This window comes from Stenotrophomonas muris, from assembly GCF_052751275.1.
Genome location: NZ_CP199879.1, coordinates 2,068,285 through 2,093,657, shown reverse-complemented (window position 1 = coordinate 2,093,657; position 25,373 = coordinate 2,068,285). Strand labels below are relative to the sequence as shown.

Here is a 25,373-nt window from a genome sequence, read left to right as displayed (position 1 = left end):
GCAACGTACGCAAGTTCGACCCCAACGCAACGCCAGCACTGAGAGGAACACCGGAGCCAATGAGGATGAACGACTTGACCAAGAACCTCCTGCTATGGGTGGTCGTCGCCGTCGTGCTGATGGTGGTCTTCCAGAGCTTCTCGCCGAAGTCCTCCGGGGCCGGCGCGCAGGGCGCGTCGTACTCGCAGTTCCTGGACCAGGTGGACAGCGGCAACGTGCAGAAGGTCGCCTTCGGCGGCGACATGCGCGGCGGCACCAGCCAGCTGACCTACACCACCCGCGGTGGGCAGTCGTCCACCATCACCGCGCCGTTCGATCGTGACCTGATCAACGTGCTGCGCACCAAGAACGTGGAGATCGTGCAGGAGGAGCCGTCCAGCGGCATCTCCCTGGGCGCGATCCTGATGAATTTCCTGCCGGTCATCCTGATCATCGGCTTCTGGCTGTTCATCATGCGCCAGATGCAGGGCGGTGGCGGCGGTGCCAAGGGCGCGATGTCCTTCGGCAAGTCGCGCGCCAAGCTGCAGGGCGAGGACCAGATCAAGGTCACCTTCGCCGACGTCGCCGGCTGCGACGAGGCCAAGGAAGAAGTGGGCGAGCTGGTCGACTTCCTGCGCGACCCGTCCAAGTTCACCAAGCTGGGCGGCAAGATTCCGCGCGGCGTGCTGATGGTGGGCCCGCCGGGTACCGGCAAGACGCTGCTGGCCAAGGCCATTGCCGGCGAAGCCAAGGTGCCGTTCTTCTCGATCTCCGGTTCGGACTTCGTGGAAATGTTCGTCGGCGTGGGCGCCAGCCGCGTGCGTGACATGTTCGAGCAGGCCAAGAAGCACGCCCCGTGCATCATCTTCATCGACGAAATCGATGCCGTCGGTCGCCACCGTGGCGCCGGCCTGGGCGGCGGTCATGACGAGCGCGAGCAGACCCTGAACCAGCTGCTGGTCGAGATGGACGGTTTTGAAGGCGGCGAAGGCGTGATCGTGATCGCCGCGACCAACCGTCCGGACGTGCTGGATCCGGCGCTGCTGCGTCCGGGCCGTTTCGACCGCCAGGTGGTGGTCGGCCTGCCGGACGTGAAGGGCCGCGAGCACATCCTGAAGGTCCACATGCGCAAGCTGCCGCTGGCCGACGATGTCGAGCCGATGGTGATCGCACGTGGTACCCCCGGCTTCTCCGGCGCCGACCTGGCCAACCTCTGCAACGAGGCGGCCCTGTTCGCCGCGCGCGGCAACGAGAAGGAAGTCCGCATGGACCACTTCGACCGTGCCCGTGACAAGATCCTGATGGGTGCCGAGCGCCGCTCGATGGCCATGAGCGAGGACGAGAAGACCCTGACCGCGTACCACGAAGCGGGTCACGCCATCGTCGGCCGCCTGGTGCCCGAGCACGATCCGGTCTACAAGGTCACCATCATTCCGCGCGGCCGTGCGCTGGGCGTGACGATGTACCTGCCGGAAGGCGACAAGTACTCGATGAACCGCGTGGCGATCCAGTCGCAGCTGTGCTCCCTGTACGGCGGCCGTGTCGCCGAAGAGCTGATCTTCGGCGAGGACAAGGTCACCACCGGCGCCTCCAACGACATCGAGCGCGCAACCAAGATGGCCCGCAACATGGTCACCAAGTGGGGCCTGTCGGAGCAGCTCGGCCCGATCGCCTATGGCGAAGAGGACGACGAGGTGTTCCTGGGGCGTTCGGTCACCCAGCACAAGAGCGTGTCCAACGACACGGCGCGCCGGATCGACGAGGAAGTGCGCAACATCCTCGACAAGGCCTATGCCCGCACCACCCAGCTGTTGACCGAGAACATCGACAAGCTGCATGCGATGTCGCAGCTGCTGCTGCAGTACGAGACCATCGACGCACCGCAGATCGACGCCATCATGGAAGGCCGCGATCCGCCGCCGCCGGCGGGCTGGAGCAAGTCGAACAAGGACGGTGGCAACGACAAGGGCGGCGACGCCCGCCCGCTGCCGCCGATCGCAGGCCCGGCCGAATCGCATTGACGGCCCGCTGCACGTAACACCAGACGAGGCCGGGGAAACCCGGCCTTGTCGTTTCCGGGCCTTCGGCCCCTTCCGAACCGAACTGATGCTGGAGCCTGCATGTCCGCCCCGAAGCCCGAACCGATTTCCCACACCGCCGAAATGATCATCGCCACCGTGGTCGGCGTGGGCGTAGGGCTGGGCGCCGACAACCTGCTGCTGGGCTGCGTGGTGGGTATCGGTGTCGGCATCGTGCTGAGCATCGCCAGAACCCTGTACGTGGACCGCAAGCGCCGCCGCCGTTGAGGGGTGTCCGCAGGGCTGCGCCCTGCACCCGCGGTAGTGCCGGCCGCTGGCCGGCAACCTCAGCAGCAACAGCAACAGCTGCATTCCGCGATTTGGTGGGGCGGTGTCGGAGGGCGGGGACGCCGTGAACCCATCCATGGGGGCTTGGCAGCCGCATCCATGCGGCTGACACCCCGCCCTCCGACACCGCCCCACCTCTGACAGATTCCGGCCGCTGTTGGTAGGTGTCGACCTTGGTCGACACGGTAGATCCACGCCATGCGTGGATGAATCTCTGTCAGATATCGAATCAATTCGGGGTCAGATCCGTTTTCCGTAGGAAAACGGATCTGACCCCACGCCATCCCTCAGTACACCTGCTGTTGCTTCGGCTGTTGCTTCGGCTGTTGCTTCCGCTGTTGCTGTAGCCCGGGCCTCTGCGGGTGCAGGGCGCCGCCCTGCCGAACTAAACTACCCGCCGTCGTCCCTGCAGGATTGCCCATGTTCGATACCTCGCCCCAGCTCGATTGCGCCGGCCGCATCCTGCGCCTCGACCGTGCCCGGGTCATGGGCATCGTCAACGTCACCCCGGACTCCTTCTCCGATGGCGGTGCGCACGACACCACCGAGGCCGCGGTCGCACATGGCCTCAAGCTGGTCGAGGAGGGCGCGGACCTGCTGGACATCGGCGGCGAATCGACCCGGCCGGGCGCTGCGCCGGTCTCGGTCGAGGAGGAGCTGCGCCGGGTGATTCCGGTGATCGAGCAGCTGGCCGCACGCACCCGGGTGCCGATCAGCATCGACACCTTCAAACCGGAGGTGATGCGCGCGGCGGTGGCCGCTGGCGCCGGCATGATCAACGACATCTTCGGCCTGCGTCAGGAGGGGGCGCTGGACGCCGCCGCTGAAACCGGCGTGCCGGTGGTGCTGATGCACATGCAGGGCGAGCCGGGCCACATGCAGGCCGATCCGCACTACGACGACGTGGTCGCCGAGGTGCATGGTTTCCTGGTGCAGCGCCTGTTCGCTGCCGAGATGGCGGGCATCGCGAAGAAGAACCTGCTGATCGACCTTGGTTTTGGCTTCGGCAAGAGCACCGCCCACAACATGACCCTGCTGGCGCGTTCGGAGCGCTTCCTGGAACTGGGGGTGCCGGTGCTGGCCGGCCTGTCACGCAAGCGCAGCCTGGGAGAACTCACTGGCCGCGACACGCCCTCCGAACGCGTGGCGGCTTCGGTGGCCGCGCACCTGATCGCGGTCCAACGTGGCGCGCGCATCGTGCGCGTGCATGACGTGGCGGCCACCGTCGATGCGCTGAAGATCTGGCAGGCAGTGGAGGCCGTGCCGACGCCGCGTGCCGACGCTGCGCCGACGATCCGCTGGCCGGACGAAGACTGATGGGCGTCGATCGGCGGCCGCTGGCGATCGCCGTGATGGGGCCGACCGCCAGTGGCAAGACCGCCACCGCAATCGCTTTGGCACAGCAACTGGACGGCGAAATCGTCAGCGTCGATTCGGCGCTGGTATACCGCCACCTGGACATCGGCTCGGCCAAGCCTGATGCGGCCGAGCGTGCACAGGCGCCGCACCATCTGCTGGACCTGCGCGATCCCTGGCAGACCTATTCGGCGGCCGAGTTCGCCGCCGATGCCGGCCGGGTCGTGGCCGACATCGTGGCACGCGGCAAAACGCCGATCCTGGCAGGTGGCACGGGGCTGTACTTCCGGGCCCTGCTGCAGGGCCTGTCGCCGATGCCGGAGGCCGACCCGGTGATGCGCGAAGCACTCAGCACCGAGGCGGCCGAGCGGGGCTGGGCGGCATTGCACGCAGAGCTGGCCGAGGTCGATCCGGCCGCCGCCGCACGCATCCATGCCACCGACCCGCAACGCATCCAGCGGGCACTGGAGGTCTATCGCCTGACCGGCACGCCCATCACTGAATGGCAGCGCCGTCCGGGCGTGGCGCCGCTGCCGGTGCGCACCCTCAAGCTGATCCTGGCCCCGCGTGACCGCGCGGTACTGCACCAGCGCATCGAGGCGCGCTTCGACACCATGCTGGCGCAGGGCTTCCTGGACGAAGTGCGGGCACTGCGCGCGATGCCGGAAATGGCCGCCGTGGAGGCCCCGTTGGACCTGCCGGCGGTGCGTGCGGTCGGCTATCGCCAGGCCTGGGAGTACTTGGACGGGGAGGGTGATGCCGCCCGTTTCCGTGACAAGGCGATCTTCGCCACCCGCCAGCTGGCCAAGCGCCAGCTGACGTGGCTGCGCGGCGAGCTTGATGCGCGCTGGTTCGACCCCCATATCGACCAGGAGCGCCTTGCCGGCGCGGTGTCGGCCTTCGTCGCACGCTGAACCCCCGCCAGCCGTGTAACATCATCGGTCGGCGGGCGGCTCGGGGGCCGTGGCAACCGTCGGCAACCCAATAAGAACAATAATCAGGAGTGTGCAATGTCCAAGGGGCAATCGCTGCAGGATCCTTTCTTGAACGCACTGCGGCGCGAGCGCGTGCCGGTTTCGGTGTACCTGGTGAACGGCATCAAGCTGCAGGGCACGATCGAGTCGTTCGACCAGTTCGTGGTCCTGCTGCGCAACACGGTCAGTCAGATGGTCTACAAGCACGCCATTTCCACGGTGGTTCCGGCACGCAACGTGAAGGTCGGTCCGGGCGGTGGTTACGTGCAGTCGGGTGAAGGTGGTCAGGCAGGTGATGAAGCAGACGAGTAATACCGGAGCGGTGAATGTTTGACCGCTCGAAAAAGGGCGAACACGCCCTGTTGATCCAGCCCCATTTCGGCAAGCTGGAAGAGGATGTGCTGGAAGAGTTCGGTGATCTGGCCCGCTCGGCTGGGGCCAGCATCGCCGCGACGATCACCGCGCGCCTGGACCGTCCGAATCCGTCAACCCTGATCGGCAGCGGCAAGCTGGACGAGATCAAGGCCGCGGCCGATGCCAGTGGCGCCGACCTGATCCTGGTCAACCATGCGCTGAGCCCGGGTCAGGAGCGCAACCTGGAACGCTTCCTCGAGCGCCGGGTGATCGACCGCACCGGTCTGATCCTGGACATCTTTGCCCAGCGTGCACACAGCCACGAGGGCAAGCTGCAGGTCGAGCTGGCGCAGCTGCGTCACCTGGCCACGCGATTGGTTCGCGGCTGGACCCACCTGGAGCGCCAGCGCGGCGGTTCGATCGGCCTGCGTGGCCCGGGTGAAACCCAGCTGGAAACCGACCGCCGCCTGTTGCAGAAGCGGGTCGAGCAGCTGCAGAAGCGCCTGGAGAAGGTTGAAGTGCAGCGCACCCAGATGCGCCGTGCGCGTGTGCGCAGCGAGCTGCCGCGCGTGGCCCTGGTGGGCTACACCAACGCCGGCAAATCGACCCTGTTCAACGCCATGACCGGCGCCGAGGCCTATGCCGCCGACCAGCTGTTCGCCACGCTGGACCCGACCGTGCGCCGCATCGCGGTCCCGGGCGGCAGCGTGGTGCTGGCCGACACCGTCGGTTTCGTCCGCGACCTGCCGCATGATCTGGTCGCCGCGTTCCGCTCGACGCTGTCCGAGGCACGCGAGGCCGATTTCCTGCTGCATGTGGTCGACGCCGCCGATCCGCACCGCGAGGAGCGCATCGCGCAGGTGGACGAGGTGCTGACCGCGGTCGGTGCCGGTGACCTGCCGCAGCTGCTGGTGTTCAACAAGATCGACCGCATCGACGGTGCCGACGTCCGCCACGATGGCCAGGATGGCGTGCCCGACGAGTCGCGTCGTGAACGTGTCTGGATTTCCGCGCGTGACGGGCAGGGCCTTGAGCTGCTGCAGGCAGTGCTGGGCAAGCGCCTTGGCCTGCAGCACGTGACCGGTGAATTGCGCCTGCCGCCGGATGCCGGCCGCCTGCGTGCGCGCCTGCACCAGCTGGAAGTGATCCGCAGCGAACAGGCCGATGAAGAGGGCTGGCTGCTGCAGGTGGACCTGCCGATTGCCGAAGCCGAGAAGCTGGCCGCCAGTGCCGATGGCGCGCCGATCCGGGCGCTGCTGCCGGAGAAACTGCCGGAGTGGTGAGCTAGCGGCCCATGGCTGGTGGTGCCGGCCGCTGGCCGGCAACGCAATCGTGCCGGAGGGGCGCGACATCCGGCTGTCATCTGCGGTACAACGGGGTTCTTCACCCCACCGTCATGCCGATGTCCATCCCCACCGACGCCGATCTCAATGCCCAGTCCGCCGCGCTCGGGCAGCGCCTGCAACAGGCCTCGCTGCAGCTGGTCACGGCCGAAAGCTGCAGTGGCGGCTGGATCGCCAAGTGCATGACCGACATCGCCGGTTCTTCGGCGTTCTTCGACTGCGGCATGGTGGTCTACAGCTATGAAGCCAAGCAGCGCCTGCTGGGCGTGCGTGCGCAGACGCTGGAACAGTTCGGCGCGGTCAGTCGCGAAACCGTTCTGGAGATGGTGTCCGGTGCGCTGGTCAATTCCGGTGCCGGCATCGCCGTGGCGGTGACCGGTATCGCCGGCCCCGGCGGTGGCAGTCCGGACAAGCCAGTCGGCAGTGTCTGGATCGGCTGGAAGCGCCGCGGTGGTTACGCCCGCGCCGAGTTGTTCCAGTTCGATGGCGACCGCGAAGCCATCCGCCGGCAAACCGTGGCGGCGGCATTGCACGGTATCGACGCCCAGCTGTGACATGCTGCTCCGGTAACCGTCCGGAGCACGCATGATGTGGGAAACGCTGGGCACGGTCCGTGACCTGGGCCGACTGCAGGAAATCGCCGTTGTCCTGATCCGCTACGGCTTCGGCGACGTGGTTCGGCGCATCGGCCTGGCCAGCACGCTGGAGCGGGCAGGGCGCCTGTTGCACTGGAACGAGGACCGGCAGGAGCTGCTGCGGATGACCGCACCGGTGCGCGTGCGCAGTGCGATGCAGGATCTTGGCCCGACCTTCGTCAAGCTTGGCCAGGTGCTGGCAACGCGCGTCGACCTGTTGCCGCCGGAGTGGATTGCCGAGCTGTCCGAACTGCAGAACGCGGTGCCGGCCCTGCCGTACGCCGAGATCCGCGGGCAGCTCGAAGCCGACCTGGGCGCGTCGCCGGCGGAGGTATTCGCCTTCCTTGACGAAACCCCGATGGCCGCCGCCTCGCTGGCGCAGGCCCATCGCGCGCGGCTGCATGATGGTCGTGAGGTGGTGCTGAAGGTGCGGCGTCCCGGCATCCGCGACGTGGTCGAGGCCGACCTGCGGCTGCTGGCGCGGCTGGCCGAGATCGTCGAGGCCCGGTTGCCGGACCTGCGTCGCTATCGCCCGGCCGAGGTCGTGCAGCAGTTCACCGTATCGCTGCGCCGCGAGCTGGATTTTGCCGCCGAATGCCGCAATGCCGAACGCATCGCGCGCAACTTCAGCGGCCGCGACGACATACTGATTCCGAAGGTGCACTGGCAGTGGACCTGCGAGAGCCTGAACGTGCAGGACTTCGTCGACGGCATTCCCGGCCGCGATCTGGCCGGCGTCGATGCGGCGGGCCTGGACCGGCGCGAGCTGGCGCGGCGTGGTGCCGGCATCGTGCTGAAGATGGTGCTGGAGGACGGCAGCTTCCACGCCGATCCACACCCCGGCAACATCATCTACCTGCGTGACGGCCGCATCGGCGTGATCGATTTCGGCATGGTCGGTGCGCTGTCCGAAGTGCGCCGCTTCCAGGTCGCGCAACTGCTGCACGGCCTGGTCGAGCAGGACCCGCAGGGCGTGGCCGACGTGCTGCTGGACTGGGCCGGCGGCGTGGAAGTGGACGAGAACCGGCTGCAGCACGACATCAGCCAGTTCGTCGACCAGTACCGTGGCGTGCCGCTGAAGGATCTGCGCATCGGCCTGATGCTGGGCGACATCACCCAGCTGCTGCGCAGCTACAGCCTGACCCTGCCGGCCGACCTGGCACTGATGATCAAGGCCTTCCTGACCCTGGAAGGCATGGGCCGGCAGCTGGATCCGGATTTCGACATGGCCAGCGCCGCCCGCCCGTTCCTGGAGCGCGTGGTGCTGCAGCGTTATGCGCCCAGGGCGCTGCTCAAGCGCGGCCGGCGCAGCCTGTTGGGCCTGGTCGACTTCGCCGGCGAGTTGCCGCGCGACCTGCGCAAGCTGGTCCAGGCAGCGCGCCGTGGGCGCCTCCAGCTGAAGGTGGAGACCACCGCGCTGCAGGGCTTTGGCGAGCAGGTGAACCGGGCCGCGAACCGACTGGTGGTGGGCGTGATCACGGCCGCGCTGATCATCGGCTCGTCGATCGTGATGCACAGCGTCGGCGGGGTTTCCAGCCGCTGGTTGCTGGCGCTGGGCGTGTGCGGATTCATCGGCGCCGGCTTCTGCGGCGTATGGATCCTGGTTTCGATATGGAGAAGCGGCAAGCACACGTAGGCAGGTGCACGAAGTGCGCCTGTTGCGGTTCCACAGGAACCGCAGAATCGCGCAGCGATTCCTGTAGAGCCGAGCCATGCTCGGCTGCTCTTGCCTGGGTCGGCCCCGTCATTCGCGCGACTGCCGAGCATGCCTCGGCCCAACAAGCCCGCACCACCCCGATCGCCCCGGCACTTGCAGTCGCGCATATTAGTAGTAATACTACTAACCATGGACCTGACCGACACCCAGCAGGCGATCCTGCAGTTGATCGCCGAGCGTATCGAGAGCGAAGGCGCACCGCCGTCGCAGACTGAAATCGCACGCGCATTCGGCTTCAAGGGCGTGCGCGCGGCCCAGTACCACCTGGAAGCCCTGGAGCAGGCCGGTGCGATCCGTCGCATCCCGGGTCAGGCCCGCGGCATCCGCCTGGTGCAGGCACCGCCGGTCGAGAAGCTGGCCGAGCCGGGCCTGGCCGACAGCGTGCTGCGGCTGCCGGTGCTGGGCCGGGTTGCGGCCGGCCTGCCGATCGGCGCCGACATCGGCTCGGACGATTTCGTGGTGCTGGACCGGGTGTTCTTCTCGCCGGCGCCGGACTACCTGCTGAAGGTGCAGGGCGACTCGATGATCGATGAGGGCATCTTCGACGGTGACCTGATCGGCGTGCACCGCACCCGCGACGCCCATTCCGGGCAGATCGTGGTGGCCCGCATCGATGACGAGATCACGGTCAAGCTGCTGAAGATCGCCAAGGATCGCATCCGCCTGCTGCCGCGCAATCCCGACTACAAGCCGATCGAGGTGCTGCCGGATCAGGACTTCGCGATCGAGGGCCTCTATTGCGGCCTGTTGCGGCCCAACCGTTGACCCGTTCCGTAGCGCATTACCCCGCGGTCTTTTGTGGCGATTCTCTGGTTCCACTGAGGTTGGTACGGATGTCCGATAATTCTTTTCAGAGCGCCGGGCAGAATCTCAGCCTGTGCGATACGTCCGACTTAAAGTGAGCCCATGGCAAAGAAGACCCCCAAAGACAGCACCTCCAACGACACGACCTCTGCAAGGACCAATCCGATGGACGAGAACAAGAAGCGCGCCCTCGCTGCAGCTCTGGGCCAGATCGAAAAGCAGTTCGGCAAGGGCTCGGTGATGCGCATGGGCGACCGCGTGGTCGAGCCCGTCGAAGCCATCCCGACCGGTTCGCTGATGCTCGACATCGCGCTGGGCATTGGTGGTCTGCCAAAGGGCCGTGTCGTTGAGATCTACGGGCCGGAATCCTCGGGCAAGACCACCTTGACCCTGCAGGCCATCGCCGAATGCCAGAAGATGGGCGGCACCGCGGCCTTCATCGACGCCGAGCACGCGCTGGACCCGATCTACGCCGCCAAGCTGGGCGTGAACGTGGACGACCTGCTGCTGTCGCAGCCGGACACCGGTGAGCAGGCGCTGGAAATCGCCGACATGCTGGTCCGTTCGGGTTCGGTGGACATCCTGGTGATCGACTCGGTTGCCGCGCTGACCCCGAAGGCCGAAATCGAAGGCGAGATGGGCGACCAGCTGCCAGGCCTGCAGGCCCGCCTGATGAGCCAGGCGCTGCGCAAGCTGACCGGCAACATCAAGCGCTCCAACACCTTGGTGATCTTCATCAACCAGCTGCGCATGAAGATCGGCGTGATGATGCCGGGCCAGAGCCCGGAAACCACCACCGGTGGCAACGCGCTCAAGTTCTACGCCTCGGTCCGCCTGGACATCCGCCGTATCGGCGCGATCAAGAAGGGTGACGAGATCATCGGTAACCAGACCAAGATCAAGGTCGTCAAGAACAAGCTGGCACCTCCGTTCAAGCAGGTCATCACCGAAATCCTGTATGGCGAAGGCATCAGCCGTGAAGGCGAGCTGATCGACATGGGTGTGGATGCCAAGCTGGTGGAGAAGGCTGGCGCCTGGTACAGCTACGGTGAAGAACGCATTGGCCAGGGCAAGGACAACGCCCGCGGCTACCTGCGCGACAACCCGACTGTCGCCGCCAAGCTCGAGGCCGAGCTGCGCGAGAAATTCCAGCCGGCCGAAGCGGCCCGCGAGGAAGGCGACGACGAAGGCGAAGACGAATAAGGCTTGCTGTGGGGCAGGGTGGCGCCGTCAGTGACGTCGCCCTGTCCCGCAGGTTCGAATCGCCCAGGGATGGGCTGGGCGCCACGGATGGCGCCACCCTTGGAGTACCCATGTCCGACGCCGAAGACATTCCGACCGGCCGCAAGCGCCGGCCGCGTGAGCAGACCCCCGTGCAACGGGCGTTGGGCCTGCTGGTCCGCCGCGAGCACTCGCGCAAGGAACTCACCCGCAAGCTGACGGCCCGTGGCATCGAAGACGAAGCCGCGCAGGCCGCTGTCGCCAAGTTGACCGAGGCCGGCTGGCAGGACGACACCCGTTTTGCCGAGAACCTGGTGAGGATGCGCGCCAACACCGGTTATGGGCCGATCCATGTCCGCGCCGAGCTGGGGACCCATGGCCTGGACAGTGCCGCGATTGCCGCAGCGATGGACAGCTACGAAGGCGACTGGCAGGAAAACGCCCGTGATCTGGTCCGCCGACGCTTTGGCGAGGCCGGTCCGCAGGACCTGACGCAGCGGCGCAAGGCTGCCGATCTGCTGGCCCGGCGGGGCTTCGACGGCGACAGCATCCGCCGCGCGACCCGCTACGACCCGGATGACTGAGACTGGCGGCGCCGGGCCTGATACCCTTTAGGTTTTCGGCGGTCCCTCGCGACCCTGGCCAACGCGGCCGGTGGTCCGGGTCCGCCGGCCCGCAGACTGCCAGCCCCCAATGAACGCATCCGCCAAATTCACGACATCCCAGATCCGCAGCGACTTCCTTGAGTTCTTCAAGGGTAAAGGCCACACCATCGTGCCGTCGGCGCCGCTGGTGCCGGGCAATGATCCGACCCTGCTGTTCACCAACTCCGGCATGGTGCAGTTCAAGGACGTGTTCCTTGGCGCGGAAAAGCGCAGCTACGTGCGCGCGGCCGACGTGCAGCGCTGCCTGCGCGCGGGCGGCAAGCACAACGACCTCGACCAGGTCGGCTACACCGCGCGCCACCACACTTTCTTCGAAATGCTGGGCAACTGGTCGTTCGGCGACTACTTCAAGAAGGACGCGATCGCCTGGGCCTGGGAGCTGCTGACCCGGGTCTGGAAGCTGCCGGCCGAACGCCTGCTGGTCACCGTGTACCAGACCGACGACGAAGCCTACGAACTGTGGCGCGACATGGTCGGCGTTCCGGAAGAGCGCATCGTACGCATCGGCGACAACAAGGGCGCGCCGTTCGCTTCGGACAATTTCTGGCAGATGGCCGACACCGGTCCTTGCGGCCCGTGCACCGAGATCTTCTACGACCACGGTGATCATATTGCCGGTGGTCCCCCGGGTTCCCCGGACGAAGACGGCGACCGTTTCATCGAGATCTGGAACCTGGTGTTCATGCAGTTCGACCGCCAGCCCGACGGCACCCTGGTGCCGCTGCCGGCACCGTGCGTGGATACCGGCATGGGCCTGGAGCGCCTGGCGGCGATCCTGCAGCACGTGCACACCAACTATGAGATCGACCTGTTCCAGGCGCTGATCCGCAAGGCTTCCGAGCTGACCGGCACCGCCGACCTGGAGAACAAGTCGCTGCGCGTGATTGCCGACCACATCCGTGCCTGTTCGTTCCTGATCGTCGATGGCGTGCTGCCGTCCAACGAAGGCCGCGGTTACGTGCTGCGCCGTATCATCCGCCGCGCCCTGCGCCACGGCTGGATGCTGGGCGTGCGCCAGCCGTTCTTCAGCAAGCTGGTGCCGACCCTGGTCGAGCAGATGGGCGAGGCCTATCCAGAGCTGCCGGCGGCGGTGGACACCGTCACCCGTGCGCTGCAGGCCGAAGAAGAGCGTTTCGCCGAAACCCTCGACGCCGGCATGAAGATCTTCGAGGACGTGGCCGGCAAGGCCAGCAATGGCGTGATCCCGGGCGTTGACGCGTTCCGCCTGTACGACACTTATGGCTTCCCGCTCGACCTGACCCAGGACATCGCGCGCGAGCGCGACCTGACCGTCGACATCGCCGGCTTCGATGCCGCGATGGAACAGCAGCGCGAAACCGCACGGGCGGCCGGCAAGTTCGGCGGCGGCGTGACCCTGCCGGCCGAGCTGGTGGCAACGCTGAGCCCGACCCTGTTCCTGGGCTATGACCGCCTTCAGGCCGACGGCCTGAGCGTGCTGGCCCTGCTCAAGGACGGTCGTCCGGTGCAGTCGGCCGATGCCGGTGATTCGGTCATCGTCATCACCAACCAGACCCCGTTCTATGCCGAATCCGGCGGCCAGGTCGGTGACACCGGCGTGCTGGCCGGCAACGGCGTGCGCCTGGCGGTGGAGGACACCCAGAAGTTCGCCGGCCAGTTCCATGGCCACGTCGGCACCTTGTCCGAAGGCGGCCTGAAGGTCGGCGATGTGCTGTCCGGCCAGGTCGATGGCGAGCGCCGTGGCGCCACCATCCTCAACCACTCGGCCACCCACCTGCTGCACGCCGCGCTGCGCGAAGTGCTGGGCACCCACGTGCAGCAGAAGGGCTCGCTGGTCGCGCCGGACCGCCTGCGTTTCGACTTCTCGCACTTCCAGCCGATCAGCGCGGAAGAGCTGGCGGTGATCGAGCGCAAGGTCAACCAGCAGGTGCGTGCCAACAACGCCGCTGAAGTGCACACCATGGCCATGCAGGAAGCGCTGGACTTCGGCGCGATGGCCCTGTTCGGCGAGAAGTACGGTGAGCACGTGCGCGTGCTGAAGATGGGTGACTACTCCACCGAGCTGTGCGGTGGCACCCACGTCAACCGTACCGGCGACATCGGTCTGTTCAAGATCACCTCCGAGGGCGGTGTTTCCGCCGGCGTGCGCCGCATCGAGGCGGTTACCGGCCAGGGTGCCCTGGACTACGTGGACGCCGAAGAGGCCCGCCTGGCCGAGGCCGCTGAACTGCTCGGTGGCAGCGCTGCCGACGTGGTCGAGAAGATCCGTGCCCTCGGCCAGCGCCAGAAGCAGCTGGAACGCGAACTGGAGGCGGTGAAGGCCAAGGTCGCCGCCGGTGCCACGGCCGACCTGTCCGGCCAGGCCGTCGAGGTCGCCGGCGTGAAGGTGCTGGCTGCCCGCCTGGAGGGCTTCGACGCCAAGGCCCTGCGTGACGCCATGGACCGCCTGAAGCAGCAGCTGGGCGACGCGGTGATCGTGCTGGCCGGTGCCCAGGACGGCAAGGCCGCCCTGGTCGCGGGTGTGAACGGCAGCGCAATGGGCAAAGTCAAGGCCGGGGAACTGTTGTCCCATATCGCCGGTCAGATCGGGGGCAAGGGCGGCGGACGCCCGGACCTCGCCCAGGGTGGTGGCGAGGACGGGCCCGCCCTTGCCACTGCGCTGGCTGCAGTCGTCGAATGGGTCAGCCCCCGCCTGTGATGAACCCTGCCGTCCCCCTCCTTGTAGGAGCGGGACGGCTGACGGTACCATTGCGAATCTTTTCCCTTTGTCGTGGTAGCGCTTCTTGACGGAGCGTCAAGCCGGTGGGGGATACCCTTCCACACGGTTCCATGGAGACTTACAAAAATGTTGATCCTGACTCGCCGCGTCGGCGAAACCCTGATGATCGGTGACTCGGTGAGCGTCACCGTGCTTGGCGTCAAGGGTAACCAGGTGCGTATCGGCATCACTGCGCCGAAGGACGTCGCTGTGCATCGCGAAGAGATCTACCAGCGCATCCAGCGTGGTGATGAAGCCGGTGGCACCGGTAGCGAAAATTCTGCCGAATAACGCTTTACCTTCGCACTCGATTAACGTTATGATTCACGCCCCGCTGAGGTGCAACGCACCAGACGCGGAGAATACCCCGGAGTGATGCCCGAGTGGCCGAAGGGGCTCCCCTGCTAAGGGAGTATAGGGTCAAAAGCTCTATCGAGGGTTCGAATCCCTCTCACTCCGCCAGATACAAAGAAGCGCCTGCAGATCCTCGATCTGCAGGCGTTTTTCTTTATGGCCGGCCTTCAGAGCCGTATCGTCACGCCGACCTGGAAGCCCCGCCCCGGCAGGGGCGCGATGTACTTCAGCGGCGAGTTGTGCGGCCGCGCTTCTTCATTGAGCAGGTTGCTGCCATTGACGAACACTTCCACGCCTGCGATGTAGCTGTTGCGCACTGGAAGTTCGCGGCTGACCTGCAGGTCGACCAGGTTGAATGCGTCGAGCGGAATTTCCTCACTGACATTGCGACCCAGGTACTTCTGCGCGTCGTAGTAGGTGCTGGACAGTTGTGCCTTCCAGCCTTCGCGCTGCCACTGCAGGTTGGCGCCGTAGCGGTTGGTCGGCATGTTCGGCAGATACTCGCCGTCGTTGTGGGCGCGCAGCGAATCCGGGTGGTCGGCCTTGTTCTTCACCAGGTCGGCGAAGGCGGAGACGTTCAACGTGCCATAGCGGCCCAGGTCCAATGCCTGCGACGCGTCGATCTCGAAGCCCTTCACCGTGGTGTCGGTCTGCTTCCAGTACTTCAGCGGCAGGCGGTTGGCGGTCTGCAGGCCGGAATAGCCGAGATAGAGGTAGTTCTCGTACCGCATCCGGTACGCGGTGGCGGACAGCTCGAAACCGCCGAGGTGGAACAGGCCGGTCAGTTCCAGGTTCTTCGCGCGCTCCGGTTCCAGGTTCTGGTTGCCTTCTTCCTGTGTCATCACCGAATAGTGCGCGTTGCTGGCATACAGCTCGTTGATCTCCGGGGCGCGCTGTGAGGATGAGTAACGGACCTTGGCCGCGAACAAGGGGCCGAGCTCGACGTACGAGCCGAGGCTGTAGCTGTTGAGCCGGTAGTCGCGGTCCTGCAGTTTCGTGTTGGCGGCATTGCGCGCGGTCTTGAAGCGGCTGGGCTGTAGTGCGTGGTCGACCCGTTCGTGGCGTACGCCAGCATCGAAGGTAACCCAGCCGACGTCCACCGTTTCCTTCAGGAATACCGCATTGCTGCGGGTGTCCACGTCCGGCAGGTAGCGCTGCGAGCCGCTGCCGCTGACATCACGCGACTGGTGGCTGAAACCGACTAGGCCGCTGAGCGGGCCGACGCGTTGATGGCTGAGCAGCAACTCGGCCTGGGTGCTCTCGAAATCGTAGTCGTTTGCCCTGGTGGTACCCAGCCGCTCGCCTGAAGTGTTGTCCCGCCTGGACACGCGGAGTTCCGCGCGCTCGAACCACGGCAGCGGATCACGCAGCAGGGCTTCCAGCGCGTAGCGCTGCTGCTTGATCACCACGCCCACCGGCAGGCCATCGGCATGGTTGGAACCGAACGACAGGTTCTGCATCGAGAAGCCCGGCACGCCGTACTCGCTGTCCTTGGCATCGATGCTGACACCGACGTAGCCGCGGTCAAAGAACAGGGTCGAGCCGAAGGCCACCTGCGCGTTGCGCGCATGGCTGTTGCCCAGCCGATGATGGTAGTCGGGCGTCACATCATTGTTGATCTGCTTCTGCACGTATGAAGGCGTGCCGGCGACATAGGCAGGATTGACCGGGTTGATATAGGTGCGGCGCTGCCAGACCGAGGTCGGGTTGTTGGTGTAGAACGAGAATTCACCATCGGCCCAGTCAGGATTCTCGGTCATGAACTGGTCGATGTAAGGATGCGAGGCCTTGTTGTAGATCTGCTGTACGCGTGCTTCCTTCTGGCAGCTGTCGGCCAGCGCCGAGTTGACGCCGCCGGTCGGCGGGAACAGTCGGGTGTTGCAGACACGGGCCTTGCTGTTGCCGGGGATGTCGTAGTGCGAGATGCGCTGGCGCGAGACCTGCAGGTTGGTCGAGAGGTTGCGCTGGTTGTTGAAGTTCATGCGGAAGCCCTGCGCATCGGCGGCATTGAAGCCCTTGCGCAGGACCAGTTCCATCGACTGGTCCTTGTCTTCCATGCTGCGCGAGATCAGGCCCGAATCGATCTCGACGCTGCCGCCGATCGCATTGCCGCCATAGCGCACCGTGTCCGAGGACTTGTTGACGGTGACGCTGCGCACGAACAGTGGATCGAACGGAATGTTGATGTCGCCGCTGATCGCGTTCATGCCGAGGATGGACTGGCCGTCCTGCAGGATCTGCACGCGGTTGCCACTGAGGCTGCGGATGACCGGGGCGCCCGCGTTCGGCCCGAAGGCGGTGCTCTGCACGCCGGAGACGTGTTCGAGCAGGCCGCCGAGGGTGCGGTTCTGCGCCTGCGGATTGTCGACGGTGACCCGGCTGTCGATGCGCGAGGGCTGGGAGGCCTGGACCTGGAGGGTGGGGAGGGTGGGTTCGTCCGCGGCCTGGGCGGTGTGGACGGCGAACAGAATGGCAGCAGCAAGCAGGTGGCGACGCATGGCAGGACTCGTGAAGGCGAAGTGAAATGTTATAACGTAACTCTTTGTATCGGCAAGGACGGATGAGACCTTGCCGCCAGACCGAAATCGCGGGGGCGCGAATGAGGTTGCCGCGTGTTCAGCGCCCCGCCTTGCGCCGGGCGCCGATGCTGTGCACGATCCGAGGCGCTGCGCCCCACAACGCGTCACGCAGAATCTTCTTCACTGGAACGGAGCAACGTATGAAGCTGTTGTCCGCTGTGTTGTTGTCTGCGCTTTCACTCCCCGCCGTTCCGGCGCTGGCAGTGGAGACTTCGCCTTCTCCCCTGCTGGGGCGCTGGTCGCTGGATATCGCCACGTCTGCGCTACCCGAAGCGCAGCGCCCGAAGCACGTGGTGCTCGAGTTCAAGGACGCCGGTGGTGGCCGCTGGAGCTCGCACGTGGACATCGTCCTGCACGACGGCAAGACCATGAAATCCGACGGCAAGCTGGCCCTGGATGGCACGCCCGGCGCCCTGTCCGGCACCTATGGCGCGGACAAGGCCAACCTGAAACTGCCTGCACCGAACACGCTGGTGATGCAGCTGGTGGACCATGGCACGCCGGCCTCCACCCGCATCTACACCGTGGCGGATGACCAGGCGACGATGACCGAGACCAAGGCGTTCTACGGTCATGACGGCACGCCGATCCTGCAGACCAACCTGTTCAAGCGCATGCCGTAGCGATGCTGCATTCACCACGCCCGCAGGGCAGGCGTGGTGAATGCAACGGCCTTACACGGCGGCGGCCGGATCGCGCTTGCCGGTGTCGATGCCGTACTTGTCGATCGCGTCCTGCATCCGCGAGCGTTCGATGCGGCCTTCGTCGGCCAGCGACTTCAGGGCCGCCAGTACGATGAAGTGGCGATCCACTTCGAAGAACGTGCGCAGCGATTCACGCGTGTCGGAGCGGCCGAAGCCATCGGTGCCCAATGCGGTGAAGCGGCGGTCGTTGATGAAGGGACGGATCTGGTCGCCGACGATCTTCATGTAGTCGGTGGCCACCACCACCGGGCCTTCATGACCCTGCAGGCACTGCTGCACGTAGGGCACGCGCGGTTCTTCGGCCGGATGCAGCAGGTTCCAGCGCTCGGCGGACAGCCCGTCGCGGCGCAGTTCGGTCAGGCTGGTCGCGCTCCACACATCGCTGGCGATGCCGAAGTCCTGCTGCAGCAGGTCTGCCGCGGCTTCCACTTCGCGCAGGATCGAGCCGCTGCCCATCAGCTGCACGCGTGGCTGCAAGGCGTTGTCGGCGGCTGCCGGATGCAGCAGGTACAGGCCCTTCAGAATGCCGGCTTCGGTGCCTTCGGGCAGTGCCGGCTGCGGGTAGTTCTCGTTGAGTACGGTGATGTAGTAGTAGATGTCTTCCTGGTCGACATACATGCGTCGCAGGCCGTCGTGGATGATCACCGCCAGTTCGTAGTTGTAGGTCGGGTCGTAGGACACGCAGCTCGGAATCACCGACGACAGCACGTGGCTGTGGCCGTCATCGTGCTGCAGGCCTTCGCCCATCAGCGTCGTGCGGCCCGACGTCGCACCGAGCAGGAAGCCGCGGGTACGCGCGTCGGCAGCGGCCCAGGCCAGGTCACCGACGCGCTGCAGGCCGAACATCGAATAGAAGATGTAGAACGGAATCGTGGCCAGGCCGTGGTTGCTGTAGGCGGTGCCGGCGGCGATCCATGAACAGATCGCACCGGATTCGTTGATGCCTTCCTGCAGGATCTGACCGTCCTTGGCTTCCTTGTAATAGCTCAGCTGGCCGGCATCCTGCGGGGTGTACAGCTGGCCCAGATAGGAGTGGATGCCGATCTGGCGGAACAGGCCATCCATGCCGAAGGTGCGCGATTCATCGGGCACGATCGGAATCACCAGCTTGCCCAGATCCGGGTCCTTCAGCAGGCTGGTGAGGATGCGCACGAAGCCCATGGTGGTGGACTGGCCGCGATCGCCACTGCCCTGCAGCTGGGTGTTGAAGATCGACAGCGGCGGCAGCGGCAGCGGATCCACCTTGGCCAGGCGCGCCGGCAGCTGCCCACCCTGGATGCGGCGGCGTTCGGCGAAGTAGGCGGCCTCGGCGCTGCCCGGTTCCGGGCGCAGATAGGGCATCTCCTCCAGCTGCTCGTCGCTGACCGGCAGGTTGAAGCGGTCGCGGAAGGCGCGTACTGCATCGGCGCTCATCTTCTTCAGCTGGTGGTTGATGTTCTGGCCTTCGCCGGCTTCGCCCATGCCGAAACCCTTGACCGTCTTGGCCAGGATCACCGTCGGCCGGCCGCGGGTGTTCACCGCCTGCTGGTAGGCGGCGTACACCTTCTGCGGATCGTGGCCACCACGTGCCAGCGCCCAGATGTCGTCATCGCTCATGTGCGCGACCAGCTCCAGCAGCTCGGGGTAACGGCCGAAGAAATGCTCGCGCACGTAAGCACCGCTCTGCGACTTGAAGGTCTGGTAGTCGCCATCCACGCATTCCATCATGCGCTGGCGCAGCAGGCCGCTGTGGTCGCGGGCCAGCAGGTCGTCCCAGCCACTGCCCCAGATCAGCTTGATCACGTTCCAGCCGGCCGCGCGGAACGTGCCTTCCAGTTCCTGGATGACCTTGGCGTTGCCGCGCACCGGACCGTCCAGGCGCTGCAGGTTGCAGTTGACCACGAACACGATGTTGTCCAGCCGCTCGCGGCCGGCCAGCGAAATCGCCGCCAGCGATTCGGGCTGGTCCATCTCGCCGTCGCCGAGGAAGGCCCAGACCTTGCGGTCCTGGTGCTGCTTCAGGCCGCGGTACTCGAGGTAACGCATGTAGCGCGCCTGGTAGGCGGCGGTCAGCGGGCCCAACCCCATCGACACGGTGGGGAACTGCCAGAACTCCGGCATCAGGCGCGGGTGTGGATACGAAGACAGGCCGTCACGACCGGCTTCGCGGCGGAAGTTGTCCATCCGTGCCGGATCGATGCGCCCTTCCACGTACGCACGGCCATAGATGCCCGGCGCGGAATGGCCCTGGATGTAGATCATGTCGCCGTCGAAGGTGTCGGTACGGCCACGGAAGAAGTGGTCGAAGCCCACGTCGTACAGCACCGCCGCCGACTGGTAGGTGGCGATGTGGCCGCCGACGTTGGAGTGCTTGCCGGCGCGCAGCACCATCACCATCGCATTCCAGCGGATCATCGCGTTCAGGCGGCGCTCGATGGCCAGGTCGCCCGGGTAGGCCGGCTGGCGCTCCGGCGGGATGGTGTTGACGTAGGCGGTCCACGCGCGCGCATGCAGATCGCCGTGCCGCTGCGCATCCAGCTCGCTGAGCTGGTCGATCAGGTAATGCGCGCGTGGCCGGCCACCGGCCTGCATCACCGCCTCCAGCGATTCACGCCACTCCCGCGTTTCCAGCGGGTCGGTATCGAAGGGGGTCAGGGCTTGGTTCATGACTGTCTCCAGAGGGCGCCGACTCTGCCTGGGCGACAACACCGGCAGGGCGCACAGCACTGGAGCGGGGTCGCAATGGCGGGGCCGTGACGCGAAGGGCGACCGTGGCGGCCACCGGGGAGGCAAGCGTAGGCCTGGCCCCGCGGCTTCGATAGGCGGGCCCGGCTTGGGTCTCTGGCAAGCAAGGGTTGGCACGGTGCGCCATATCATGGGCGAATGTGCCGGGCGGAGAGTGCCTGGCATGGCCGCCTGCTGCAACGCCACTGTCATCGATGGCCGTCACCCTGCGGGGCTTTCCAGCCTCGGGGTGTTGGCCGGCCGTGAACAGCGTGAGGATCTGGGAGAAGAGCTACGCGCTGCGCCGACGGCTGCTGCGTGGCTTCTTCCTGCGTCGCGGTTCTGCCAGCGAAGACGCCGAGGACCTGGCGCAGGAGGTGTACCTGCGGCTGCTGCGGGCCACCGGCGAGAATGCCGCAGCGATCGAGAACCCGGAGGCCTACCTGTTCACGGTCGCGGCCAACCTGGCACGCGAGCACGCGCGCGCGCGCTTGTCGCTGCCGCCGCTGGAAGACGTGGATCAGCTGGCCGAAGTGCTGAAAAGCGAAGAAGACATCGAGGGCGAGTTCGAGCGCGCGCAGCGCTGGAACGATATCCGCAGCACCATCGCACGTCTGCCGGCGACCACGCGACGGGTAATGGAGCTGCATTACCGCGACGGGCTGGACTGCCCGGCAGTCAGCCAGCAGTTGCAGGTGTCGGTGCACATGGTGCGCAAGCACATCGGCAAAGGTCTGGAGGCCTGCAGGAAGGCGCTGGGCGCCAGGGAGCACGCATGAACCGGAACGCATCGCCCATGGTCGACGACACGCTCGCCTGCGAGGCAATGGACTGGTTCCTGCGCAATCGCGAGGGAGTGCTGGACGAGGCCGAGCGGATTGCGTTCCTGGACTGGATGAAGCGCTCGCCCGAGCACGTGCGCGCCTATATGCACGCCCTCGCGCTGCACCGGCAGGTCGGCGAGGCACTGCAATCGCCGTTGCCGGAAGAGGCGCCGGCGCCGCCACGGCAGGCGGCCGCCAAAGTGGTGCCTCTGTTCGATAGTGCCCCCGCCGCGCCGCACGCCGCGCCGCTGCGCCGCCGCACGCGCGGGTGGGTGATGGCTGCCGCAGCCTGCATCGCCCTGCTCGGCGTGGGCCTGGTTCCGCAGCTGATGCCCACCGAACAGCTGTACAGCGCCGACCACGGTGAACTGCGTGACCTGGTGCTGCCTGACCGGACACAGGTGCGGCTCAACGCGGACAGCCGCCTGCGGGTACGCATGGGCTGGTTCAGTCGCAAGGCGGAACTGCTGCAGGGCGAGGCGACGTTCGACATCGCACGCGACCGCCGCCCGTTCGAGGTGCAGGTGAACGGCCTGGAGATCCGGGACATCGGCACAGTCTTCGACGTGTCGCGACGCCTGCAGAGCACGCGCATCGGTGTGGTTTCCGGCGAGGTCGAGGTCTGGAGCCAAGGCGCGGGTGCCCGCCGCCTGGCCCAGTTGGGGCAGGGCCGGGTGGTGCAGGTCGACGCGCGCAGCCATGCGGTGGAGTCCTTGGACATGCCACTGTCGATGCTGCTGGACTGGCAGCAGCGCAAAGTGTCCTTCCTTGACGAACGCTTGGACGAAGTGGCTGCTGCCTTCAACCGGCACAACCAGGTGCAGGTGCGCGTGCTGGACGAGGGCGCGGCATCGGCACGGTTGTCCGGCAGCCTCGATGCGCATCGCATCGGTGCGCTGCAGGCCTTCCTCGAACGTGACCCGCGCTTCGTGGTGAGCCGCGAGGGCGACACAGTGCGGGTTGGCAGCCGCTGAGGCCGAGGTGGCAGTGGACTGTCAGAAAAAATTCATTGAATCCGCGTTCTCCACTTTGGTGGATGCGGGCTCTTACTTGGGAGAAGCCGCTGCCGATCCGCGCAGCGGCGCCTGCTGCCTTCTCTCTTCCAAGGACCCGTGATGCGCAACACGCTCTACCTGTCGATCATCCTCGCCCTGTCTCCCGGCAGCATGCCATTGGCCTTCGCCGCCGCCGCCGATGGCCTGGAGGCGCGTGTGTCCACGCCGATCGCGGCACAGCCGCTGGCGCGTGCACTGGAGCAGTTGTCACGCAGTTCCGGGGTGCAGTTCCTGTACTCGGCCGATGGCGATGCCCGCATGGCCGGTGCGGTGCCGCGCGGTGCCACCGTCAGGCAGGCGCTGGATGCACTGCTGGCCGGTACCGGCCTGGGCTACACCGTGGTGGATGGCAATGTCATCGCCATCGATCCGGCACCGGTACGCAACGCGCCAAAGCCCGGCGCACCGAAGCCGCGCGAGGCCGAGGCGGTGGTGGCGCCGACCCTGGACACGGTGAAGGTGATTGCCGCGCACGAGGTGATCGACCAGAAGAAGACCTCACCGGTGATCAAGGATTCGGTGGTCTACGACGAAATGGACAGCTACGGCGACGAGACCTTGGCCGAGAGCCTGATGGCCGCTCCAGGCCTGAGTGCGGTGGAGGATGCCGGCGAGCCACGTTACGTGACGGTGCGCGGCGTGCAGGCCAATCTCAACTACACCACCATCGATGGCATCGCGATTGCCAGCGTGGGTGGCAGTGGCTCCGGCGAACGCATGAACAACCTGCAGCTGATTCCCAGCGACATCGGCACTCGTACCGACATCTACAAGAGCTTCAGTGCGGAGCAGGCACCGGATGCGATCGGCGGCGTGATCGACATCATCAGCCGCAGTGCCTTCGACCGGTCCGGCAAGTACGTGTTTGCCGACGTGGCAGGTATCTATTCCACGGCCGAGACCAACGTCGAGCGCAGCGCTGGCGGCAACCACGAAACCCTGGGCCACTTCGGCAAGAGCGCCAAGATGGTGTTCTCCAACCAGTTCGGCGCCGGGCAGGAGTTCGGCATCGTCGCGGTGGCACGCTATGAGCAGCGTTCGCGCAACAGCGTCAAGCGCTGGGTGGAGTCGAACTACTACTACAACGACGCCGGCAAGTACCTCACCGACGGCACCACCGGGCCGGATGAGGCCAAGGGCTGGAACGGGCTGCGTGCGCCCGGCAATTTCAGCACCGGCACCTACACCAACTTCATCACCAACTTCGGCGGCTCGGCCAAGCTGGAATGGAAGCCGTCGGACGATCCGTCCTACGCATCGCTGCTGCTGTACTCGTACCGGTTCTACGAGAACTCGACGATGAACAAGACCGACCTGTACGGCAACGCCAAGTTTCCGATCCGCAACCAGACCGAGGACAGCGGCACCACCCAGATCAACAGCATCTACATCAAGAACCGACACGACCGATGGGACCGCAGCAACCGCGGCGCCATCGCCAGCTTCAACTGGGACATCGGCGACCGTTCGCGGCTGAGCCTGCGCGGCGGCCATACCGAAGAGACTTTCCACAACAACCAGGTCTACTGGGGTGTGCGCGCCTACCCAAGCAGCCTGTTCGTCGACTACGAGAACGACAGCCACGGTTTCCCCAACGCGGTGGCGGTGTCAGATTCCAGCCTGCTGACCAGCTCGGCCTTCAAGCTCAATCCGGCGCAGGCCTATGTCTCCCCGCGCGATGCCAAGGAGAGCATCGACAACCTGCGCGCCGACTTCAGCTACAACATCGACGCCGATGCGCGTGGCTTCGGCCTGGCCACCGGCGCCGAATACCGCCACCTGAAGATCTGGCAGGACATCGACTTCGACTACTTCAGGAGCAGCGCCACGCTCAACGATTACCTGTATCCGGGATCGACGCTGCTGGGCAGCGTGCCGGGCTTCCCGCTGATCGACAACCGCAAGTGGAACGAGGAACTGCTACCGAAACTGGGCAACAACAATGCGGCGTATCCGAATGCCAACTTCACCAGTGACTACAGGTACGTGGAGGACATCACCAATGCGTACGTGTCCGCGCACTACGCCTGGGACCGGCTGCTGCTGATCGGTGGCCTGCGCCATGACCACACCCGCTTCGATGCCTACAGCCCGTTCAGTAATGATGGCGGCACCACCTATACCTCCGCCTTCCGCAACACGAGCGGTGGCTACAACAACCTGTTGCCCTCGTTGAATGCGACGTTCAAGCTGAGCGAGGACCAGCGCCTGCGCTTCTCCGCCAGCCGCACGCTGGGCCGGCCGACGCCGAGCAACATTGCCCAGGCCACCAGCACCAGCTGTGGCGATGACGAGGAGGGCAGGGGCTTCTGCACCATCAAGCAGGGCAATGCGAACCTGCAGCCGCGCCGTTCCACCAACATCGACCTTGCATGGGACCTGTACTTCAACGGCAACAACGGCCTGGTCTCGGTGGCGTTGTTCGACAAGGTAGTCAAGGACGACATCTACACCCTGACCACCTTCGAGAACGTGGGCGATACCCGTTACCGGGTGACCCAACCGATGAACACCGATGAGTCCAGGCTGCGCGGCGTCGAGTTCGCGGTGGCCAACCGCAACCTGCAATGGGGCCGCCAGCGCTTCGACATGTACTTCAACGCCACGCGGCTGGAAGGCAGGACCAACTACCGCATCACCGATGGCACCGAGCGACGCCTGGACCGGCTGCTGTACCAGCCGGACTGGTCGCTCAATGGTTCGGTGATCTGGCGCATGCCGTGGAAGAACTCGCAACTGCGCCTGTCCGGAACCTACCGCAGCCGGATGCTGGTCGACTTCGGCGACACCCAGTGGCTGGACTCGTACTACGACCCGTACATGACCTTCAACATGGCCTTCAGCCACAAGGTCAGCAGGCACGTGACGCTGAAGTACGAAGCCAAGAACCTGTTCAACACCCAGCCGACCTACAGCACCGGCCCGAACGGGCGCTTCCGTACCGAGATCGACGACTACGGCCGCTTCTTCTACTTCCACATCATCTACAACTGAGGGCACAGC

The 25,373-nt window shown here is 65.9% G+C and carries 19 protein-coding genes and 1 tRNA gene; 18 read left to right on the top strand and 2 right to left on the bottom strand.

The features are described from left to right. The first annotated feature begins 65 nt into the window (after positions 1 to 65). The 14 genes from ftsH to ACUVWL_RS09575 all read left to right on the top strand — a co-directional run bounded on the left by ftsH (position 66) and on the right by ACUVWL_RS09575 (position 14,613). A complete protein-coding gene (gene ftsH / locus ACUVWL_RS09640) occupies positions 66 to 2,000 on the top strand; it encodes an ATP-dependent zinc metalloprotease FtsH (RefSeq protein ID WP_005409015.1) in 1,935 nt (644 codons plus the stop codon). Between the two features lie 99 nt (positions 2,001 to 2,099). Beyond that, positions 2,100 to 2,285: a hypothetical protein gene (locus ACUVWL_RS09635; protein WP_014646713.1), complete on the top strand. Its 186-nt coding sequence runs from the start codon at positions 2,100 to 2,102 to the stop codon at positions 2,283 to 2,285. A 480-nt stretch (positions 2,286 to 2,765) separates the two neighbouring features. Then, positions 2,766 to 3,662 (top strand): dihydropteroate synthase, encoded by an 897-nt coding sequence (gene folP, locus ACUVWL_RS09630; RefSeq protein WP_197621514.1) that lies wholly within the window; start codon positions 2,766 to 2,768, stop codon positions 3,660 to 3,662. Then, a complete protein-coding gene (gene miaA, locus ACUVWL_RS09625; protein ID WP_014646715.1) occupies positions 3,662 to 4,615 on the top strand; it encodes a tRNA (adenosine(37)-N6)-dimethylallyltransferase MiaA in 954 nt (317 codons plus the stop codon). Before folP ends, miaA begins: the two co-directional genes overlap by 1 nt. Positions 4,616 to 4,711: 96 nt before the next feature. Next, on the top strand, positions 4,712 to 4,987 hold the full coding sequence (hfq, locus tag ACUVWL_RS09620) for an RNA chaperone Hfq (RefSeq protein WP_004152891.1): 276 nt from the start codon (positions 4,712 to 4,714) through the stop codon (positions 4,985 to 4,987). Positions 4,988 to 5,001: 14 nt separating this feature from the next. Beyond that, a complete protein-coding gene (hflX, locus tag ACUVWL_RS09615) occupies positions 5,002 to 6,312 on the top strand; it encodes a ribosome rescue GTPase HflX (protein ID WP_445979127.1) in 1,311 nt (436 codons plus the stop codon). Positions 6,313 to 6,431: 119 nt separating this feature from the next. Then, on the top strand, positions 6,432 to 6,926 hold the full coding sequence (locus tag ACUVWL_RS09610) for a CinA family protein (RefSeq protein WP_329857532.1): 495 nt from the start codon (positions 6,432 to 6,434) through the stop codon (positions 6,924 to 6,926). A gap of 34 nt (positions 6,927 to 6,960) precedes the next feature. Continuing rightward, entirely contained in the window at positions 6,961 to 8,643 is a 1,683-nt protein-coding gene (ubiB, locus tag ACUVWL_RS09605) for a 2-polyprenylphenol 6-hydroxylase (RefSeq protein ID WP_032962195.1), read from the top strand. Positions 8,644 to 8,853: 210 nt separating this feature from the next. Further along, positions 8,854 to 9,489 carry a transcriptional repressor LexA gene (lexA, locus tag ACUVWL_RS09600; RefSeq protein ID WP_032962190.1) on the top strand — a complete coding sequence of 212 codons (636 nt, stop codon included), beginning with the start codon at positions 8,854 to 8,856 and terminating at the stop codon, positions 9,487 to 9,489. A gap of 204 nt (positions 9,490 to 9,693) precedes the next feature. Then, entirely contained in the window at positions 9,694 to 10,731 is a 1,038-nt protein-coding gene (recA, locus tag ACUVWL_RS09595) for a recombinase RecA (protein ID WP_005412937.1), read from the top strand. A gap of 110 nt (positions 10,732 to 10,841) precedes the next feature. Then, positions 10,842 to 11,333: a recombination regulator RecX gene (gene recX / locus ACUVWL_RS09590; protein ID WP_005409024.1), complete on the top strand. Its 492-nt coding sequence runs from the start codon at positions 10,842 to 10,844 to the stop codon at positions 11,331 to 11,333. Between the two features lie 109 nt (positions 11,334 to 11,442). Continuing rightward, entirely contained in the window at positions 11,443 to 14,091 is a 2,649-nt protein-coding gene (gene alaS / locus ACUVWL_RS09585; RefSeq protein ID WP_445979126.1) for an alanine--tRNA ligase, read from the top strand. Between the two features lie 147 nt (positions 14,092 to 14,238). Next, positions 14,239 to 14,442: a carbon storage regulator CsrA gene (gene csrA, locus ACUVWL_RS09580; RefSeq protein WP_004152909.1), complete on the top strand. Its 204-nt coding sequence runs from the start codon at positions 14,239 to 14,241 to the stop codon at positions 14,440 to 14,442. A 78-nt stretch (positions 14,443 to 14,520) separates the two neighbouring features. Beyond that, positions 14,521 to 14,613, top strand: a tRNA-Ser gene (locus ACUVWL_RS09575). Between the two features lie 59 nt (positions 14,614 to 14,672). On the opposite strand, the gene ACUVWL_RS09570 is transcribed toward ACUVWL_RS09575, so the two are convergent. Further along, entirely contained in the window at positions 14,673 to 17,003 is a 2,331-nt protein-coding gene (locus ACUVWL_RS09570) for a TonB-dependent receptor (RefSeq protein WP_445979125.1), read from the bottom strand. A 221-nt stretch (positions 17,004 to 17,224) separates the two neighbouring features. Between ACUVWL_RS09570 and ACUVWL_RS09565 the strand changes: the two genes are divergently transcribed. Continuing rightward, the gene (locus tag ACUVWL_RS09565; protein WP_445979124.1) at positions 17,225 to 17,707 is read left to right on the top strand and encodes a LuxR family transcriptional regulator; all 483 of its coding nucleotides are present in this window, start codon (positions 17,225 to 17,227) and stop codon (positions 17,705 to 17,707) included. Between the two features lie 51 nt (positions 17,708 to 17,758). Here ACUVWL_RS09565 and aceE read toward each other — a convergent pair whose 3' ends face one another. Continuing rightward, positions 17,759 to 20,434 carry a pyruvate dehydrogenase (acetyl-transferring), homodimeric type gene (gene aceE, locus ACUVWL_RS09560; protein WP_445979123.1) on the bottom strand — a complete coding sequence of 892 codons (2,676 nt, stop codon included), beginning with the start codon at positions 20,432 to 20,434 and terminating at the stop codon, positions 17,759 to 17,761. Positions 20,435 to 20,754: 320 nt separating this feature from the next. On the opposite strand from aceE, the gene ACUVWL_RS09555 reads away from it, so the two are divergent. The 3 genes from ACUVWL_RS09555 to ACUVWL_RS09545 all read left to right on the top strand — a co-directional run bounded on the left by ACUVWL_RS09555 (position 20,755) and on the right by ACUVWL_RS09545 (position 25,364). Then, positions 20,755 to 21,270 (top strand): RNA polymerase sigma factor, encoded by a 516-nt coding sequence (locus ACUVWL_RS09555; RefSeq protein ID WP_041863300.1) that lies wholly within the window; start codon positions 20,755 to 20,757, stop codon positions 21,268 to 21,270. Beyond that, entirely contained in the window at positions 21,267 to 22,289 is a 1,023-nt protein-coding gene (locus tag ACUVWL_RS09550) for a FecR family protein (protein WP_445979122.1), read from the top strand. The genes ACUVWL_RS09555 and ACUVWL_RS09550 overlap by 4 nt, the downstream gene beginning before the upstream one ends. Positions 22,290 to 22,430: 141 nt before the next feature. Further along, a complete protein-coding gene (locus ACUVWL_RS09545) occupies positions 22,431 to 25,364 on the top strand; it encodes a TonB-dependent receptor (protein WP_445979121.1) in 2,934 nt (977 codons plus the stop codon). Positions 25,365 to 25,373: the final 9 nt, after the last annotated feature.